14 protein-coding genes are annotated in these 14,052 nt (G+C 74.3%); 7 read left to right on the top strand and 7 right to left on the bottom strand.

Annotation, left to right across the window (positions count from 1 at the left end):
• Positions 1-41: 41 nt before the first annotated feature.
• The 5 genes from ACQP12_RS21550 to ACQP12_RS21530 are packed head-to-tail and all read right to left on the bottom strand — an operon-like array spanning position 42 to position 5,093.
• Positions 42-1,130, bottom strand: coding sequence for an alpha/beta fold hydrolase (locus tag ACQP12_RS21550; RefSeq protein WP_433281451.1), 1,089 nt, complete (start codon positions 1,128-1,130; stop codon positions 42-44).
• Positions 1,127-1,960 carry a 2-oxo acid dehydrogenase subunit E2 gene (locus tag ACQP12_RS21545; RefSeq protein ID WP_433281449.1) on the bottom strand — a complete coding sequence of 278 codons (834 nt, stop codon included), beginning with the start codon at positions 1,958-1,960 and terminating at the stop codon, positions 1,127-1,129. The genes ACQP12_RS21550 and ACQP12_RS21545 overlap by 4 nt, the downstream gene beginning before the upstream one ends.
• On the bottom strand, positions 1,957-2,184 hold the full coding sequence (locus ACQP12_RS21540; RefSeq protein WP_357949869.1) for a phosphopantetheine-binding protein: 228 nt from the start codon (positions 2,182-2,184) through the stop codon (positions 1,957-1,959). Before ACQP12_RS21540 ends, ACQP12_RS21545 begins: the two co-directional genes overlap by 4 nt.
• Positions 2,181-4,064: an HAD-IIIC family phosphatase gene (locus ACQP12_RS21535; RefSeq protein ID WP_433281447.1), complete on the bottom strand. Its 1,884-nt coding sequence runs from the start codon at positions 4,062-4,064 to the stop codon at positions 2,181-2,183. Before ACQP12_RS21535 ends, ACQP12_RS21540 begins: the two co-directional genes overlap by 4 nt.
• On the bottom strand, positions 4,065-5,093 hold the full coding sequence (locus ACQP12_RS21530; protein WP_433281445.1) for a 3-oxoacyl-ACP synthase III family protein: 1,029 nt from the start codon (positions 5,091-5,093) through the stop codon (positions 4,065-4,067).
• A gap of 376 nt (positions 5,094-5,469) precedes the next feature.
• On the opposite strand from ACQP12_RS21530, the gene ACQP12_RS21525 reads away from it, so the two are divergent.
• Together ACQP12_RS21525 and ACQP12_RS21520 are read left to right on the top strand one after the other, a co-directional pair.
• The gene (locus tag ACQP12_RS21525) at positions 5,470-6,300 is read left to right on the top strand and encodes an AfsR/SARP family transcriptional regulator (RefSeq protein WP_357949877.1); all 831 of its coding nucleotides are present in this window, start codon (positions 5,470-5,472) and stop codon (positions 6,298-6,300) included.
• 36 nt (positions 6,301-6,336) lie between these two features.
• Entirely contained in the window at positions 6,337-7,527 is a 1,191-nt protein-coding gene (locus tag ACQP12_RS21520) for a cytochrome P450 (RefSeq protein WP_433281443.1), read from the top strand.
• 19 nt (positions 7,528-7,546) lie between these two features.
• Here the strand turns inward: ACQP12_RS21520 and ACQP12_RS21515 are convergent, their stop codons facing one another.
• Both ACQP12_RS21515 and ACQP12_RS21510 read right to left on the bottom strand, forming a co-directional pair.
• Positions 7,547-8,365 carry a thioesterase II family protein gene (locus tag ACQP12_RS21515; RefSeq protein ID WP_433281441.1) on the bottom strand — a complete coding sequence of 273 codons (819 nt, stop codon included), beginning with the start codon at positions 8,363-8,365 and terminating at the stop codon, positions 7,547-7,549.
• Positions 8,359-8,916, bottom strand: coding sequence for an allene oxide cyclase barrel-like domain-containing protein (locus ACQP12_RS21510; protein WP_433281439.1), 558 nt, complete (start codon positions 8,914-8,916; stop codon positions 8,359-8,361). Before ACQP12_RS21510 ends, ACQP12_RS21515 begins: the two co-directional genes overlap by 7 nt.
• A 233-nt stretch (positions 8,917-9,149) precedes the next feature.
• On the opposite strand from ACQP12_RS21510, the gene ACQP12_RS21505 reads away from it, so the two are divergent.
• The 5 genes from ACQP12_RS21505 to ACQP12_RS21485 all read left to right on the top strand — a co-directional run bounded on the left by ACQP12_RS21505 (position 9,150) and on the right by ACQP12_RS21485 (position 14,028).
• On the top strand, positions 9,150-10,358 hold the full coding sequence (locus ACQP12_RS21505; protein WP_433281436.1) for a nucleotide disphospho-sugar-binding domain-containing protein: 1,209 nt from the start codon (positions 9,150-9,152) through the stop codon (positions 10,356-10,358).
• Between the two features lie 90 nt (positions 10,359-10,448).
• Positions 10,449-10,685 (top strand): helix-turn-helix domain-containing protein, encoded by a 237-nt coding sequence (locus tag ACQP12_RS21500; protein ID WP_046562917.1) that lies wholly within the window; start codon positions 10,449-10,451, stop codon positions 10,683-10,685.
• A gap of 198 nt (positions 10,686-10,883) precedes the next feature.
• Positions 10,884-11,972, top strand: a complete 1,089-nt coding sequence (locus tag ACQP12_RS21495; RefSeq protein ID WP_433281433.1) for an AAA family ATPase — start codon at positions 10,884-10,886, stop codon at positions 11,970-11,972.
• Positions 11,969-13,276 carry a vWA domain-containing protein gene (locus tag ACQP12_RS21490; protein WP_357949893.1) on the top strand — a complete coding sequence of 436 codons (1,308 nt, stop codon included), beginning with the start codon at positions 11,969-11,971 and terminating at the stop codon, positions 13,274-13,276. The genes ACQP12_RS21495 and ACQP12_RS21490 overlap by 4 nt, the downstream gene beginning before the upstream one ends.
• Entirely contained in the window at positions 13,273-14,028 is a 756-nt protein-coding gene (locus ACQP12_RS21485) for a hypothetical protein (RefSeq protein ID WP_433281431.1), read from the top strand. Before ACQP12_RS21490 ends, ACQP12_RS21485 begins: the two co-directional genes overlap by 4 nt.
• The last annotated feature ends 24 nt before the right edge of the window (positions 14,029-14,052 follow it).

Genomic DNA, 14,052 nt, shown 5'->3' with positions numbered 1-14,052 from the left:
GGTCGTGTCCGGCCCGGTGCCGTCGGCGCCGGGCCGCGGGGTCAGTCGCGGCCCGGCCGCAGCCGGTCGGCCAGCCGGCCGGCCCGGGCCAGCCCGCCGACCAGCGCCCGTCGGGGCCCGCGCTCGCCGCGCAGCCGCAGCAGCGAGGAGAGCGTCCAGAGCTGGGAGCTGACCACGTGCCGGGGCGAGCCGTGGGTGTCGTCGTTCTCGACCAGGTGCAGCCGGCGCAGCCGCTGGGGCAGCCGGGCCGCCTCGGCCGGTGGGATGATCTCGTCACGCCGGCTGGCCAGGTACGCCACCGGGATCCCGACGGCGGCCAGCTGGGCGTCGGTGAGCGCCCAGGCGTCGAGCCCGGCGACCAGCTCGGCCCGCTTCGTGCCGGTCAGGTGGGCGAGGGTGTCCATGGTGACGTCCGGCACCCGGGCCTGCCAGGCCTGGTCGGTGAAGAACTCCCGCACCGGCGCCCCGGCGGTCACGATGCCGGCGAGCCGCGGGTCCTCGGCGGCGGCGCGCAGCGCCAGATGCCCCGCGAAGCTGAACGCGATGGCGTAGGTGCGCGACACGTCGGCCCGGCCGGAGAGCCGGTCGAGCAGGTCGGGCAGCATCCGCCAGCTCTCCGGGCCGTAGCGCAGGGTGTTCTCCCCGGCCCCGGGCAGCTCGGTGCCGACGGCGGCGAACCCCAGTTTCGCGAAGAGCGGCAGGGTGGGGGCCCACTGCTCCTTGACGCTGACGATGCCGCCCAGCACCAGCAGCAGCGGCCGGCGCCCGGCGCCGTCCAGCCCGGCCGTCCAGCAGCCGACCCGGCCGCCGGGCAGCTCCAGGTCGAGCCGCTCGACGCCCCCGTCGTCGTCGCGCCAGCGGTCGAAGGCCGCCACGCAGCGGCGCAGGGCCTCCGCGCGGGCCGGGCCGTCGACGTACGGGAAGCGGGCCATGGCGAAGTGCCGGGCGGCGTCGAGGGGCCGGCCCTCCCGCTCCAGCCGGTCGCCCCGGTCGCTCCACTCCCGGACCCAGGAGCCCGGCTCGTCCCCGGCGTCGGTGCGGATCCGGGCCAGCAGCGCCGGCAGGTCGGGGATCCGCTGGCCGCGGGCGTGCACGGTGATGTAGCGCTTCAGTTCGTCCAGGTCGTTCATGCCCGCTCCAGGTCCGGCTCGCGCGTCGGGTCGGCTTCGTGCGCCGGCGCGTCGCGGGCCGGTGCCGCCGCCGGCCCGGCGCCGAAGCTCTCCAGGCCGGTCTTGATCTCGGTGAGTACGTCGGCCGCCTCGGCGCCGTCGATCACGCGGTGGTCGAAGGCGAGGCTGAGCCGCATGAGCGGGGCGATGGCCAGTTCGCCGCCGCGGACCACCGGCCGGTCGGCGATCTGCCCGACCCCGAGGGTGACCGTGGTGCCGCCCACCGAGTGGAAGCTGTCCACCGGGCGGTGGCCCAGCGAGGTGACCGCGAAGGTGCCGAAGGCGTCGCCGCGCCGGCGCAACGGCCGGGTGCCGAGCCGGAACACCGCCCGGCCGAGCAGCGAGGGCGCCTGGTGCAGCTTGCGGAGCGTGGCGAACTCCGGCATCCGGTCCGGGTCGCCGTCGCGGTAGTGGTCCACCTGGCGCTGGATCTCGTCCAGGGTCGCGGTGTGCAGGTCCGGCAGGACCGCCGCGAGCACCACCCGCTGGCCGTCGACGGTCTTGTCCAGGGTGAGCTTGCCGTTCACCCGGTCGTAGCGGGCCACCCGGGCGCGCAGCCGGCCGCTGATCGCGGCGTTGGCGTCCGGGTGCGCGGCGAGCACCCGGCCGGTCACCCGCAGCAGGTACGTCACCACCGAGTACCGGTGGCCGTCCACGCGCGCCGCCGCCCGGTGCCGGCCCACCGCCGTCATGTCCACCTCGGTGTCGAGGAAGACCGGCGAGAAGTCCCGGATCTGGTCGAGGAAGAAGAACGTGTGCCGGCGCTGCCGGGCGACGGGGGTGATCCTCATGCCGTCACCGCCAGGTCGTAGATGTCGGCGAGGCTGCGGGCCTCCAGCACGTCGGGCAGCGCGAGGGTCCGCCCGGTCCGCTGCTCCAGCACGGTGAGCAGGGTGAGCAGGTGCACCGAGTCCCACCCGGCGACCTGGTCGAGGTCGCCGCGGGCGTCCTCGGCGCTGACCGGGATGCCCACCTCGTCGGTGACGAGGTGGAGGAAGTCGTCGAGGCTGTTCATGCGGCGTCCACTCCAATGGGGTCGGTCAGGCGGATGTGCTCGGGCACCGCGGGGATGTCGTGCAGGTCGTGGCGGAAGGTGGTGGCGCCGGCGTCCTCGCCGAGGGGCGTGAAGCCGTACCGGGGCCACAGGTCCGCGACGATCCGGTTCTTGGCGGTCGGCCGGTAGCTCGCCAGCACGGCCGAGGCCCCGCCGGCCCGGGCGTGGCGCAGCACCGCGGCCAGGCACGCCTGCTCGATCCCACGGCCGAAGACCCGGCAGCTGAGCAGGAAGTTCTCGATCCGTACCAGGTCGCCGTCGCGGCGCAGGAACAACGCGCCGACCAGCCCGTTCTCGCCGAACCGGTCCCGGCTGCGCACGGTGAGCACCCGCGCGTACGGGTCGTCGAGCAGGTCGCTGACGTCCCGCGGCTGCAAGCGCCAGGTGGTCGGGTTGAACTGGTTGGTGCGCAGCGACAGCTGGGACACCCGGGGCACCTGCTCCGGCCCGGCCTCGCCCAGCTCCACCTTCACGGCCAGCTCGGCCAGGTAGTCGGTGAGCGAGGAGAACGACCGGCGGAAGTCCTGCCGGGCCAGCTCGTCGCGGTAGCCGGCGGCCCGGTCCCGGTCCTCGGCGGTGAGCTGGCGGGTGGTGAACCAGCCGTCACGCAGGAGCTTCACCACGTGCAGCGCCGGTTCGTCGTCGACCTGGACCACGGCGGTGCCGGGCAGGGCGTGCCGGATCAGCCCGCACTCGAAGGGGCTGTCGTCGACGAAGACGAAGCTGTCCGGGTGCAGGTTGAGTGCCTGCGCGAGCTCGGTGAGGTTGTCGTGCTTGGGCCGCCAGTTGGCCACCACCCGGACGAAGTCGTCCTCGCGCAGCGTCATGCCGGGGTGCTCGCGCAGCACCTGCTCGACGGCGCTCGCCTCGTTCTTGCTCACCGCGGTGAGCAGCACCCCCTGCGCGCCGAGCTGCCGGGCGACCCGCTGGAAGGCGCGGTGCGCCTCGCCGCGGTAGCTCTCGGCCACCTCGATGCCGTCGATGCCGTCGTCGCCGAGGATCCCGCCCCACACCGTGCCGTCCAGGTCCAGGGCCAGGCACTTCTTGGTCTGCCCGGTCAGGTTCCGGGCCAGGTGGCCGACCTCCCGGGCGTACCCGGCGAGCAGCGGCTCGGACAGGTGCGCCTTGGCGTACACGGTCAGCCGGGGGTCGCAGGCGGGGGACCCCTCCGCGAGTAGGGGGTCGAGGTCGATCACCACGAGGGCGGGGTTCGCCGCGGCCAGGCGCAGCAGCCGGGCGTTGGCCTCCCGCCAGAGCGCGCCCAGCTCGGCCCGGGAGGTCAGGTCGAGGAGCTGGGCGGTGTGCCGCCGCGGCAGCGGCAGCGTGTTCAACACCAGGGTGCCGCGCGAGGTGGACCGGAAGGTGGCGGCCAGCCGCTCGACGAGGTCGACCTTCTCGGCGAGCACGCGGGCCACGTCGGCGGGCCGCCACGGCACCGGCACCTCGTCGAAGACGACCATCGGGTCGAGCACGCAGAGCACCAGGTCGGGCGCCGCCCGGTACAGCTCGCTGTCGGGGTCGGCCAGGTCGAAGACGTACGAGTCGAACGGGGACAGCCGGGCGCGCAGCAGCAGGCCGTGCCGGGCCAGCTCGGCGGTGAGCGCGGGCAGCAGCGGGGCGAGCGTGCCGTGGCCGGTCACCGCCACGGCGACCGTGGGGACGTTCGGGTGCGCGGCGCGTACCTCGTCGGGGTCGAGGCGGGCGAGCAGCCGGCCGGCGCGGGCGAGCTCGTCGTAGTCCAGCCCGTCGAGCAGGGCGCGGACCTCCGGGTAGCGCGCCACCAGCTGCCCCGACCGGTGCAGGTCGAGCAGCGTCCCGGCGGCGGGGGTCGGGGTGTCCACTCAGACCGCCTCCAGCGCGAACCCGGCCTCGATCCACTTGCTGGACTCGATGGCCACACCGACTGCGCGGTCGCCCGCCGCCATCTTCGGCAGCACCTGTTCGAGCTGGAAGAAGGGGAGCGCGTTGCCGGTGTTGCCGATGTCGGCCACGCAGCTCACCTCCACCGCGCCGGTGAGACCGAGGGCCGCGGTGATCCTGGTGGTCATCCGCCCGGACAGCTGCGGTGGGAGCAGGTAGTCGACCTCGTCGTCCGGCCAGTCCAGCTCGTCCAGCACCCGTCGCAGGGTCCGCTGGGCCATCGGCGGCACCGACTCCTCGATCGCCTTGTAGTCCTCGACGACGGGGGCGGTGGGCGGGCCGTCGCCCGCGCCGAACCACTCGACCACCTGGCCCGGCGCCCGGCCCCGGCCGACCAGGCGCAGCTCCACGTGGCGCACCTCGAGCGCGCCGGGCACCGGGTCGGTCCGCAGCACGGCGGCGCCCGCACCGTCGCCGAAGAGCACGCCGTTGACCTGCTCGGCCGGGTCCGCCCCGCTGGTGTTCGCGTGCACGTCCAGGTGTTTGGCGCAGCTGTCCGCGCCGAGCACCAGGGCGGTGCGGTAGGGCCCGACCAGGAGCAGCTTGTGCGCCACGTCGAGGGCCTGCACCGCGCCGGTGCAGCCGGACTGCATCTGGTACGTGGGGACGCCGTCGATGCCCAGCCGGTCGGCGACCATGTTGACCGTCGCCGGCATCAGCCGGTCCGGCGAGGAGGTGCCCAGCACCACCAGGTCGACCTCGTCGGGGCCGACCCCGGCGGCGGCCAGGGCCCGGGCGCCGGCCGTCTCGCAGAGGTCGGTGAGGGAGTAGCGGACCTCGCCGGTGTCCAGATCCCGGGCCAGGTGCCGGTTGCGGGTGCCGATGAAGGTGTCCACCCACTGCTCCCAGACGCCGGGCAGACCGAACCGCCGGGCCAGGTGGGCGTTCGACAGGGCCGGCCCGGGCAGCGCGGTGCCGACGGCGAGGAGGTAGGCGGCACGGCCGTCCATGGGGGTCCTTTCTGCAGCGGCGATCCGGCGGCCATCATCGGCACGCCGGCTAAAGCGAGGCTTTCCCCCGGCCGACATTTCCCGTGGTCCGCCACATTGGCCGGGGCGGATCGGTACCCCGGTCACCGGGGTATAGGGGTTGGCCCGCCCGCGGTTGTGGGGTTGGCCCCCCATCCGCCGGTGGATATCTTTCTGCCGAGCCGATTCGGCGGGGGACGACAGGGACCGTCGCCAGCCCGACCAGCAATTTCCGGATCGCCGGTTCCCGGTGTACGGAATTGGTCAGCCGAATTGGTGCTCGTCGGTGCCGTGTCCGGGGGAGGGCCGTCGACCCGCCCCTGCGTCGCGCCGCCGGCCACGACGAAGAGGTGAACGCATGACGCTGTCCTCCACCCTGGCGACATCGACGTACCGTCCGGTCGTCGACGTCAGCGCGATCCGCTACGGCCTGCTCGGGCCGTTGCGGGTGTTCGGCGGCGCGGGTGACACCACCATCGGTGCCCGCAAGATCCAGATCCTGCTCTGCGTGCTCCTGATCCGGTCCGGCCAGGTGGTCTCCATCGACCAGTTGACCGCGGAGCTGTGGGGCGACAACGCGCCGCGGCGCTCGACGGCCGCGCTCCAGGTCTACGTCTCCCAGTTGCGCAAGTTCCTGCAGCGTCCGGAGGACGCGCAGAACCCGATCGTCACCCGGCTGCCCGGGTACGTGCTCAACGCCGGCGCCGAGCAGGTCGACGTGCACGTCTTCCAGAACCTGGTGCGCCAGGGCCGGCAGGCGGCCCGCGGCCACGACCACGAGGCCGCGGTGGCACTGTTCGAGGAAGGGCTGGCGCTGTGGCGCGGGCCCGCCCTGATGGGCCTGCGGGACAGCCCCGCGGTCAGCGTCTTCGCCACCTGGCTCGACGAGTTCTACCTGGAGTGCGTCGAGGCGATGGTCGAGTCGAACCTCGCTCTCGGCCGGCACCGCGACCTCATCGGCACGCTCCAGGCCCTCGCCGCGGAACATCCGCTGCGGGAGGCGTTCTACCGCCAGCTCATGCTGGCCCTGTACCGCTCCGAACGGCAGGCCGACGCGCTGCGGGTCTACCAGAACGCACGCGCCGTGCTCAGTGACGAACTGGGCCTGGAGCCGTGTCGGGGCCTGCGCGATCTCCAGGCGGCGATCCTCTCCGCCGACGACCGGCTGGACTTCCGGCCGGCCGCGTGATCGCGCGATTCCGCACCCCCCTCGCAAGGAGGCTCCATGACCGACCTCGACAGCTCGGTGACCGGCCTGCCCGTCGCCCGGCGCTGCCCCTTCGACCCGCCGGAGGAACTGGCGGCCCTGCGGACCCGGGAACCGATCACCCGGATGCGCTACCCGGACGGCCACGACGGCTGGTTGGTGACCGGGCACGCGCTGGCCCGGGCCGTGCTGGCCGATCCGCGGTTCAGCGCCCGGCACGAGCTACGGCACTCGCCGGTGCCCACCCCCGCGAAGCCGATGGCGGCGATGCCGGGCGTGTTCATCGGGATGGATGCACCGGACCACACCCGGTACCGGCAGCTGATCAACCGGCACTTCACCGTCCGGCGGGTCCGTGAGCTGGAACCGATGATCGAGCGGGTGGTGGCGCACCGGCTCGACGCCATGGCCGCCGCAGGCCCCACGGTCGACCTCATGCGGGCCTTCGCCCTGCCGGTTCCGGCGCAGATCATCTGCGAGCTGCTCGGTGTGCCGGAGGAGAGCCACGAGGAGATCCAGCGGCACCGGATGGCCACCGTGGACCCGGAGTCCAACCCCCAGGCGGCCATGGCCGCCACCCGCGCGACCATGGCGTTCATGCTGGAACTGGCCCGGCGCAAGCGCGCCGAGCCCGGCGACGACCTGCTCAGCGGGCTGATCGCCGACGGCGGGCTCGACGACCAGGAGCTGGCGGGCATCGCCCTGCTGATGCTCATCGCGGGTCACGAGACCACCGCCAACATGCTGGGGCTCGGGGTGTACCTGCTGGTGGAGCGGCCGGATCTGGCGGAGGGGATCCGTGGCCGTGACGGCGCGCTGACCGAGACCGCGGTCGACGAGTTGCTGCGGCACCTCGCCGTGGTGCAGTTCGCCTCCCGCGCGGCGCTCACCGACGTCGAGCTCGACGGGGTCACCGTCCGGGCGGGGGAGACGGTCACCGTCTCGCTCTCCGCCGCCAACCGGGACGCGGCGCGGTTCGACGACCCGGAGGAGTTCCGGGCGGACCGCCCGAGTGGCGGGCACCTCTCGTTCGGCCACGGCGCCCACCAGTGCCTGGGCCAGCACCTGACCCGCGCCGAGCTGCGCATCGGGCTCTCCGCGCTGCTGCGGCGCTTCCCCGGCCTGCGGCTGGCCGTCTCCCCGGCGGAGATCGCCTTCCGTGAGGCGGTGCCGACCGTCGGGGTGACCAGGTTGCCGGTGAGCTGGTAGCCGTCCGGCGACCTGCCGGTCAGACGCGGTGGACGGGAGCCACCGCGTCTGACCGTGCGCCCAGCCCGGCCGCCACGGCCGCCCCGGAGCGCACGGCCGTCCGGGGCCGCAGCCCGAGCACGGCGCGCAGGATGGTGAAGAACTCGGCGGGTGCGTCCCGGACGAAGAAGTGACCGCCCGGCACCCGGTGCAGCCGGAACCGCCCGTCGGTGTACCGTACCCAGCCGGCGGCCTCGGCCAGGGCCATCAGCGGGTCGCTGTCGCCCGCGAAGGCGTGCAGGTCGCAGGGGATCGGCACCGGTCCGGGCGTGTAGCTGTGGCAGACCAGCAGGTCGTCGCGGGTCAGCCCGGTGGCGGCGTCCCGCCAGGCGGGGTAGCGCAGCACCAGCTCGGACATCCCGCCGATGCGCCGCAGCAGGCGGGTCAGGTCCTCCGGTGACATGTCCGGCACCTCGCGGATGAAGCGGTGCTGGTCCGGCGCCGGATACGCCCCGACCAGCACCGCCTCCGGGAGGGCGCGGCCGCGGGCGTGCAACGCCTCGGTCAGCGCGTACGCCACCAGCGCGCCCATGCTGTGCCCGTAGAACGCGAACGGCGGGCGCAGGTCACCGGCCAGCTCGGCGATCAGCTGGGCGACCAGGGTGTCCATCCGGCGCAGCCGGGGCTCGCCGATCCGGCCCTCCCGACCGGGCAGCTGGATCGGCAGCAGGTCCACCTCGTCGCCCAGCGCCCCGGCCCAGTCCGCGTACGCCGACGCGGCGCCGCCGGCGTGGTGCAGGCAGAACAGGCGCAGCCGGCGATCGGGCGCCGGGGCCCTGGTCAGGCAGCCGGTCAACACAGCACGATCGTCACGTCGTAGCGGGGCGACTCGTCGTCGCCCTCGGTGAGCACCAGCGTGCGGAAGCCGCTCCGGCCCGCGTACCGGCCGCTGATCCCGGTGACCGGGATGGTGGCGGTGAGGCCCTGCACGATGGACGTGGCGTCGACCACCCCGACCGCCTCGAGGCTGCCGTCCGGGAGCTCCGTCACATTGCGGTGCAGCTGCCACATGTGCGGCATCATGTCGAGCACGACGGCCCGCCCGGTGATCGTGCCGACCCGGCGGCCCTCCGCGTCGAGCAGCGCGTCGGTGTACTCGGCGATCGTGCCGGGGCCGGGCCCCGCCTCGCCGGCGTGGATGACCATCTTCTCCACGACCTCGGTGAGCCCCTCCAGGACGACGCACTCGGCCAGCACGTCCGCGCCGGCCACCTCGTGCGGCTGGATCCGGCCGGCTGCCAGCGCCGCGGCCGTGGCCAGCGCGCGGGTGCTGATCGGGTTGGCCTCGGACTCCTTCTCCTGCTCCTTCGCCAGCTCGGCGCGGATGTCGGTCAGTTCGGTCTCGGGCATCGCGCGGTTCCTTCCGCCGGAGCCGGCCGTGGTCGACCGGCCGCGCCGCCAGCCGGCGCGAGCCCATGGTCGGCGGGCGCCCCAAAGCCGGCCCAAACTCCGGCCGCCGTCCGATGTGGGCCGCTCGTGGCCTTGTGCCCGACGCGTGACGTTGGTGCCGCCTTGTCGGCGGTTCAGCCGGAACTGCTGCGCTGGCCCTCCCTCGCAGCCGCCCCGACCGAGAGGAGCCTCCCGTGCGCGTCCTGTTCCTGCCGATGGCCTGGCCCAGCCACTACTACCCGATGGTGCCGCTGGCCTGGGCATTCCGCGGCGCCGGTCATGACGTCCGGGTCGCGGTCCAGCCCACCGCGGCCGCGTCGATCACCGCCTCCGGGCTCACCGCCGTCCCGGTCGGCGGCTCGTACGACCTGATGGCCGGGCTGGCCCAGGTCAACGACGCGGTACGCCGCCAGGGCGGCCAGTTGCCGTCGAGCTTCGAGGCGTTGCGGGCGCTGCCCCCGGCCGAGCTGCGCCGCTTCGTCGAGCTGCGCACCGCCCCGCACGTGCACGCTGCCGAGGCGATGGCCGACGATCTGGCGGCGCTGATCCGGGTGTGGCGACCCGACCTGGTGGTCGCCGATCCGATGGTGATGGTGGCGCCCCTGGTCGCCGAGCTGGCCGGCGCGCCGCTGGTCCGGCATCTGTGGGGTCCGCAGGTGCCGTCGCTGCTCGGGTCGCCGGGGGCCGGGGCCCCGGTCGACCAGTGGCCGGAGGACCTGCGCAAGCTCTTCGACCGGTTCGGTGCCGAGGTACGCGAGGAGTACGGCTCGCGCACCGTCGACCCCACCCCGTCCAGCCTGCAGAGCCAGACCGTGCCGCAGCGGCTGGCCACCCGGTACGTGCCGTACAACGGCCCGGGGGAGCTGCCCGGCTGGCTGCTGCGCCCCGCCGAGCGGCCCCGCATCGGCATGTCCTGGACCACGTCCAACCGGGTGCAGCTCGGTGCCGGGCACTCGCCCGTGCGCGACGCCGTCCTCGCCCTGTCCGCGCTCGACGCGGAGATCGTGCTGACGGTGCCCGCGGCGTCCCGGCCGGGGCTGGGCGAGCTGCCGGAGCGGGTACGCGTGGTGGAGGAGGTGCCGCTGCAACTGCTGATGCCCAGTTGTGTGGTGACGGTGCACCACGGCGGGGCGGGTTCCATGCTCACCGCGGCCTGTTTCGGCGTGCCCCAGGTGATCGTCCCGCAGGCGCCCGACCAGATGCTCAACGCCGAGCGCCTCGCCGCGGCGGGCGCGGGGGTGACCCTGCCCGCCGAGGCGGCCGCGCCGGAGGCAATGCTGGCCGCCGTGGAGGGGATGCTGACCGACGACCACTGGGCCGCCGGGGCGGCCCGGCTCTGCGACGAGATCGCCGGCCAGCCGTCGCCCGCCGAGGTCGTCGCGGAGCTGTCTGCCGGCCGCTGAGCCGGCGCGTCGTCCCTGCTCAGGGGCCGTCGGCGCGCGGATTTGTCAGCTAAGGTTGACGCCGCGCGCCGGCGCTCCTAAGCTGGAGGCATGGAAGTCACTCGGCTGGTGAGTCTCGTGAACGCCACCGACGACGACGACCCCCGGGTCGCCCTCGCCGCCACCGCGGAGGCGGCGAAGGAGTTCGAGCGGATCCAGACGGTCCTGGTCCGCCGGGCGCGGGCGCAGGGCGTGACCTGGGCGGAGATCGCCGCCGCGCTCGGCGTCAGCAAGCAGGCGGTGCACAAGAAATACGGCGGCCGGGGGCTGTTCCGCAAGGAGGACTGAATTCCGGTCCCGCCCATCATTCGTCGACACTTCACCTGAAATTGTCCTGAACGACGTCGTGCCCATGTGCGAATCGTCGTTGTAACAACCTGTCAATAAATTGACGATTCCTCGCTGCCCGAAGGATGGCAGGGGCGGCAATTCCTGCCCGGAATCAGGCCGTACCGGTGGGTCGTGACTATGACGAGGAGCAATGCGATGGGAAAGCTGTCGGTGGTACGAGAGGCGGTCGCCGTGGCGGTCTCGGCGAACCTGCCGGTGATCCTGTGGGGTTCCCCCGGCACCGGCAAGACCTCGTCCGTGCTTGCCCTGGGTGAATCGCTCGGCCTGCCCGTCGAGGTCGTGGTCGGCTCCATCCGGGAACCCAGCGACTTCGCCGGGCTGCCGGTGCTGCGCGAAGGGCACACCTGGTTCGCCCCGCCGCGCTGGGCCGAGCGGCTCGCCGCCACCGGCTCCGGGCTGCTCTTCCTCGACGAGCTGACCACCGCGCCGCCCGCCGTGCAGGCGGCCATGCTCCGGGTCGTGCTCGAACGCACGGTGGGAGACCTGGTCCTCCCCGCCGACGTGCGGATCGTCGCCGCGGCCAACCCCCCGGCCGAGGCCGCGGACGGATGGGACCTCTCCGCACCCCTGGCCAACCGCCTGATCCACCTGCACTGGGAGGTCGACGCCACCGCGATCGCGGAGGGCTTCACCCACGGATTCGGCGTGCCCGAGCTGGCCCACAAGGAGCCGCCGGGCACCGACGAGATCGCCCGGGCGCGGGCCCTGGTCGGCGCCTTCCTGCGCATCCGGCCGGAGCTGCTGCTGGTGGTCCCGTCCACACCCGACCAGGCCGGCCGGAGCTGGCCCAGCCCGCGTACCTGGGAACTGGCCGCGGTGGCGCTCGCCGCCTGCGCGGCCGCCGGGGTCGACGACGCGGTCCGCGCCCAGCTGGTCGTCGGCGCGGTCGGGGAGGCGGCCGGCTTCGAGCTGCTCACCTGGATCCGCAACCTGGACCTGCCGGACCCGGCCACCCTGCTGGCTGATCCGTCGGCGCCGCTGCCGTCCCGGATGGACCAGCTGCACGCGCTGCTCGGGGCGGTCGTGGCGTACGTCCGGTCCGACGGCACCGCGCAGACCTGGCAGCAGGCCTGGACCGTGGTGGCCCGGGTGGCCGGCACCGCCCCGGACGTGGCGGCCAGCGCGGCCAAGGGGCTGGCCCGCTGCCGCCCCACCGGGACCAGCCTGCCGACCACGATGCTCGACCTGGTTCCGATCCTCAGAGCCGCGGGACTGCTGCGGTGAGCCGGCCCGTCGCCCCGTACAGCGAGGAGCTGGCCACCCGCCTCGCGGCGGCCCGGGTCTGGGCCGCGCACCGGGCGCCGTACCTGGCGAACGCGGTGTTCTCGCTGGTGATGGAACCGCTCGCGCCGAGCACGGCGGAACGCACCGGGGAGCTGGTCGCCGATCCGGAGTTCGCCGCGTTCCCCACCGACACCCGCTGGGTGATGCACGTCGACCCGGGCACCGCGCTGACCACCCCGGTCGAGGAGACCGGCTGGTGGATCCTGCACCAGATCGGGCACCTCGTCCGCGGTCACGCCCAGCGTTCGCCGGTCCGGCCGGCCTCCGGACCCGACGCCCCGCTGCACGCGGTCGGCTACGCCGGCGCCCGGGACGAGGACGCCCACCGGTGGAACCAGGCCGCCGACGCCGAGATCAACGACGACCTCGAAGCGGAGGAGCTGGCCGGGCCGGCCGGGGTGATCTCCCCACCGGCGCTGGGCCTGCCGTCGAACCGGCTCGCCGAGGAGTACCTGCCGATGCTCGACGAGCTGGTGGAGCTGCTGCGGGGCACCGGCCGGGACCTCTCCGCCGGGCTGGACTGCGGCAGCGGCGCCGACGGTATCGACCGGCGCTGGGACTCCACCGGCGCCGGCGGGCTCGGCGAGCTGGAGCGGGAACTGCTGGAACGCTCGGTCGCGGTGGGCATCCAGGAGCGGGTCAGCGCCCGCAGCGAGGTGCCGATGGGATGGCAGCGGTGGGCCGAGGAGCGGCTGCGGCCGCGGGTCGACTGGCGGGCACGGGTCGGCTCGCTGGTCCGCAAGGCCGCCAACCGCAGCTCCGGCCGGGTCGACTACAGCTACCGCCGGCCGTCGCGGCGCTCCGCCGGGCACCCCGACATCATCACCCCGCAGCTGGTCCGCCCGGTGCCCGACACCGTCCTGGTGCTGGACACCTCGGGCAGCGTACGACGCCCGCAACTGGACCAGCTGGTCGCCGAGGTCGCCGAGATCCTGGCGAAGGTCGGCCGGCGGCGACTCCGGGTCATCTGCTGCGACCTGCAGGCACATCCGGTGCAGGAGATCCGCCGCGTCGAGGAGCTGCGCATCGTCGGCGGGGGCGGCACCGACATGCGGGCCGGCCTCGCCGCCGCGACGGAGCTGCGTCCCCGACCCGACCTGGTGGTGGTGCTGACCGACGGGCACACGCCCTGGCCCGACCGCCGGCCGCCCTTCGAGTCACTGGTCTGCCTGGTGGGTGACGGCGGCGAGGCGCCGGACTGGGCGTCGTCCGTGCACATCCCCGAGATGGGAGCGACATCATGACCGTGTTCGCCACGGGCGAGGAGGAGCCCCGCCCCAACCCTCTGCGTGAGTGGCTCGACCGGGGATTCACCCTGGCCGAGGCCCGCCGCTGGCGGGAGGCCGGTTTCGCGCCGCAGGGCGCCGAGCGGTGGCGGGAGGCGGGCGTGTACCGGCCGCGGACCGCCGCGGAGTGGCGTACGGCGGGAGCGACGCCGGCCACCGTGGACACCTGGATCCGGGCCGGCATGTCCCCCCGGGACGCGGTGCGCTGGCGCGAGTTCGGGGTGTCGCCCGAGGACGCGGTGCAGCGGTACCTCGCCGGTGAGGAACCGGGCCTGCGCAGCTTCGTCTCCCGGGTGCTGCGGCACCGCTCCGTGCGCGCCGCGGGGCGAGCCTTGGAGCCGAAGAAGTCCGAGGCGATCCGGCGGCTGCTCAAGGCCGGGGTCAGCGCCGAGAGGGCCCGGGGGTACGTGGAGAGCGGCTGGGACGGCAAGACGGCCCTGGAGTGGGCCCGGCGCGGCGTGGCGCCGGTGGACGCGGCCGTCCTGCACGCGCTCGGCTTCACCGCCGCCGAGGCGCAGCGGGTGCTGGCCGACGACGTCCCGGCCACCGAGGTGATGACCACCTGGTGGCGTGCGGGCGTCCCGATCGACGAGGTCGCGGCCTGGTGTGCGGCGGGTTTCACCGCCGAGGAGGCGGCCGAGCAGCGCCGACAGGGCGCGGACGTGGAACGGGCCAAGGTGCTGCGGGCCCTGACCGAGGACGAGCAGTGAGCAGTTCCGACAGATCCGACCGGC

This window comes from Micromonospora sp. CA-244673 (assembly GCF_050948395.1).
Classification (GTDB): Bacteria; Actinomycetota; Actinomycetes; order Mycobacteriales; family Micromonosporaceae; genus Micromonospora.
This window is presented reverse-complemented; position numbering and strand designations above follow the sequence as displayed.

What these genes read in the sequence shown, in the direction of transcription:
- ACQP12_RS21550 (WP_433281451.1), bottom strand. Translation starts at nt 1,130, where the DNA reads ATGAACGACCTGGACGAACTGAAGCGCTACATCACCGTGCACGCCCGC.
- ACQP12_RS21545 (WP_433281449.1), bottom strand. Translation starts at nt 1,960, where the DNA reads ATGAGGATCACCCCCGTCGCCCGGCAGCGCCGGCACACGTTCTTCTTC.
- ACQP12_RS21540 (WP_357949869.1), bottom strand. Translation starts at nt 2,184, where the DNA reads ATGAACAGCCTCGACGACTTCCTCCACCTCGTCACCGACGAGGTGGGC.
- ACQP12_RS21530 (WP_433281445.1), bottom strand. Translation starts at nt 5,093, where the DNA reads ATGGACGGCCGTGCCGCCTACCTCCTCGCCGTCGGCACCGCGCTGCCC.
- ACQP12_RS21525 (WP_357949877.1), top strand. Translation starts at nt 5,470, where the DNA reads ATGACGCTGTCCTCCACCCTGGCGACATCGACGTACCGTCCGGTCGTC.
- ACQP12_RS21520 (WP_433281443.1), top strand. Translation starts at nt 6,337, where the DNA reads ATGACCGACCTCGACAGCTCGGTGACCGGCCTGCCCGTCGCCCGGCGC.
- ACQP12_RS21510 (WP_433281439.1), bottom strand. Translation starts at nt 8,916, where the DNA reads ATGCCCGAGACCGAACTGACCGACATCCGCGCCGAGCTGGCGAAGGAG.
- ACQP12_RS21500 (WP_046562917.1), top strand. Translation starts at nt 10,449, where the DNA reads ATGGAAGTCACTCGGCTGGTGAGTCTCGTGAACGCCACCGACGACGAC.
- ACQP12_RS21495 (WP_433281433.1), top strand. Translation starts at nt 10,884, where the DNA reads ATGGGAAAGCTGTCGGTGGTACGAGAGGCGGTCGCCGTGGCGGTCTCG.
- ACQP12_RS21485 (WP_433281431.1), top strand. Translation starts at nt 13,273, where the DNA reads ATGACCGTGTTCGCCACGGGCGAGGAGGAGCCCCGCCCCAACCCTCTG.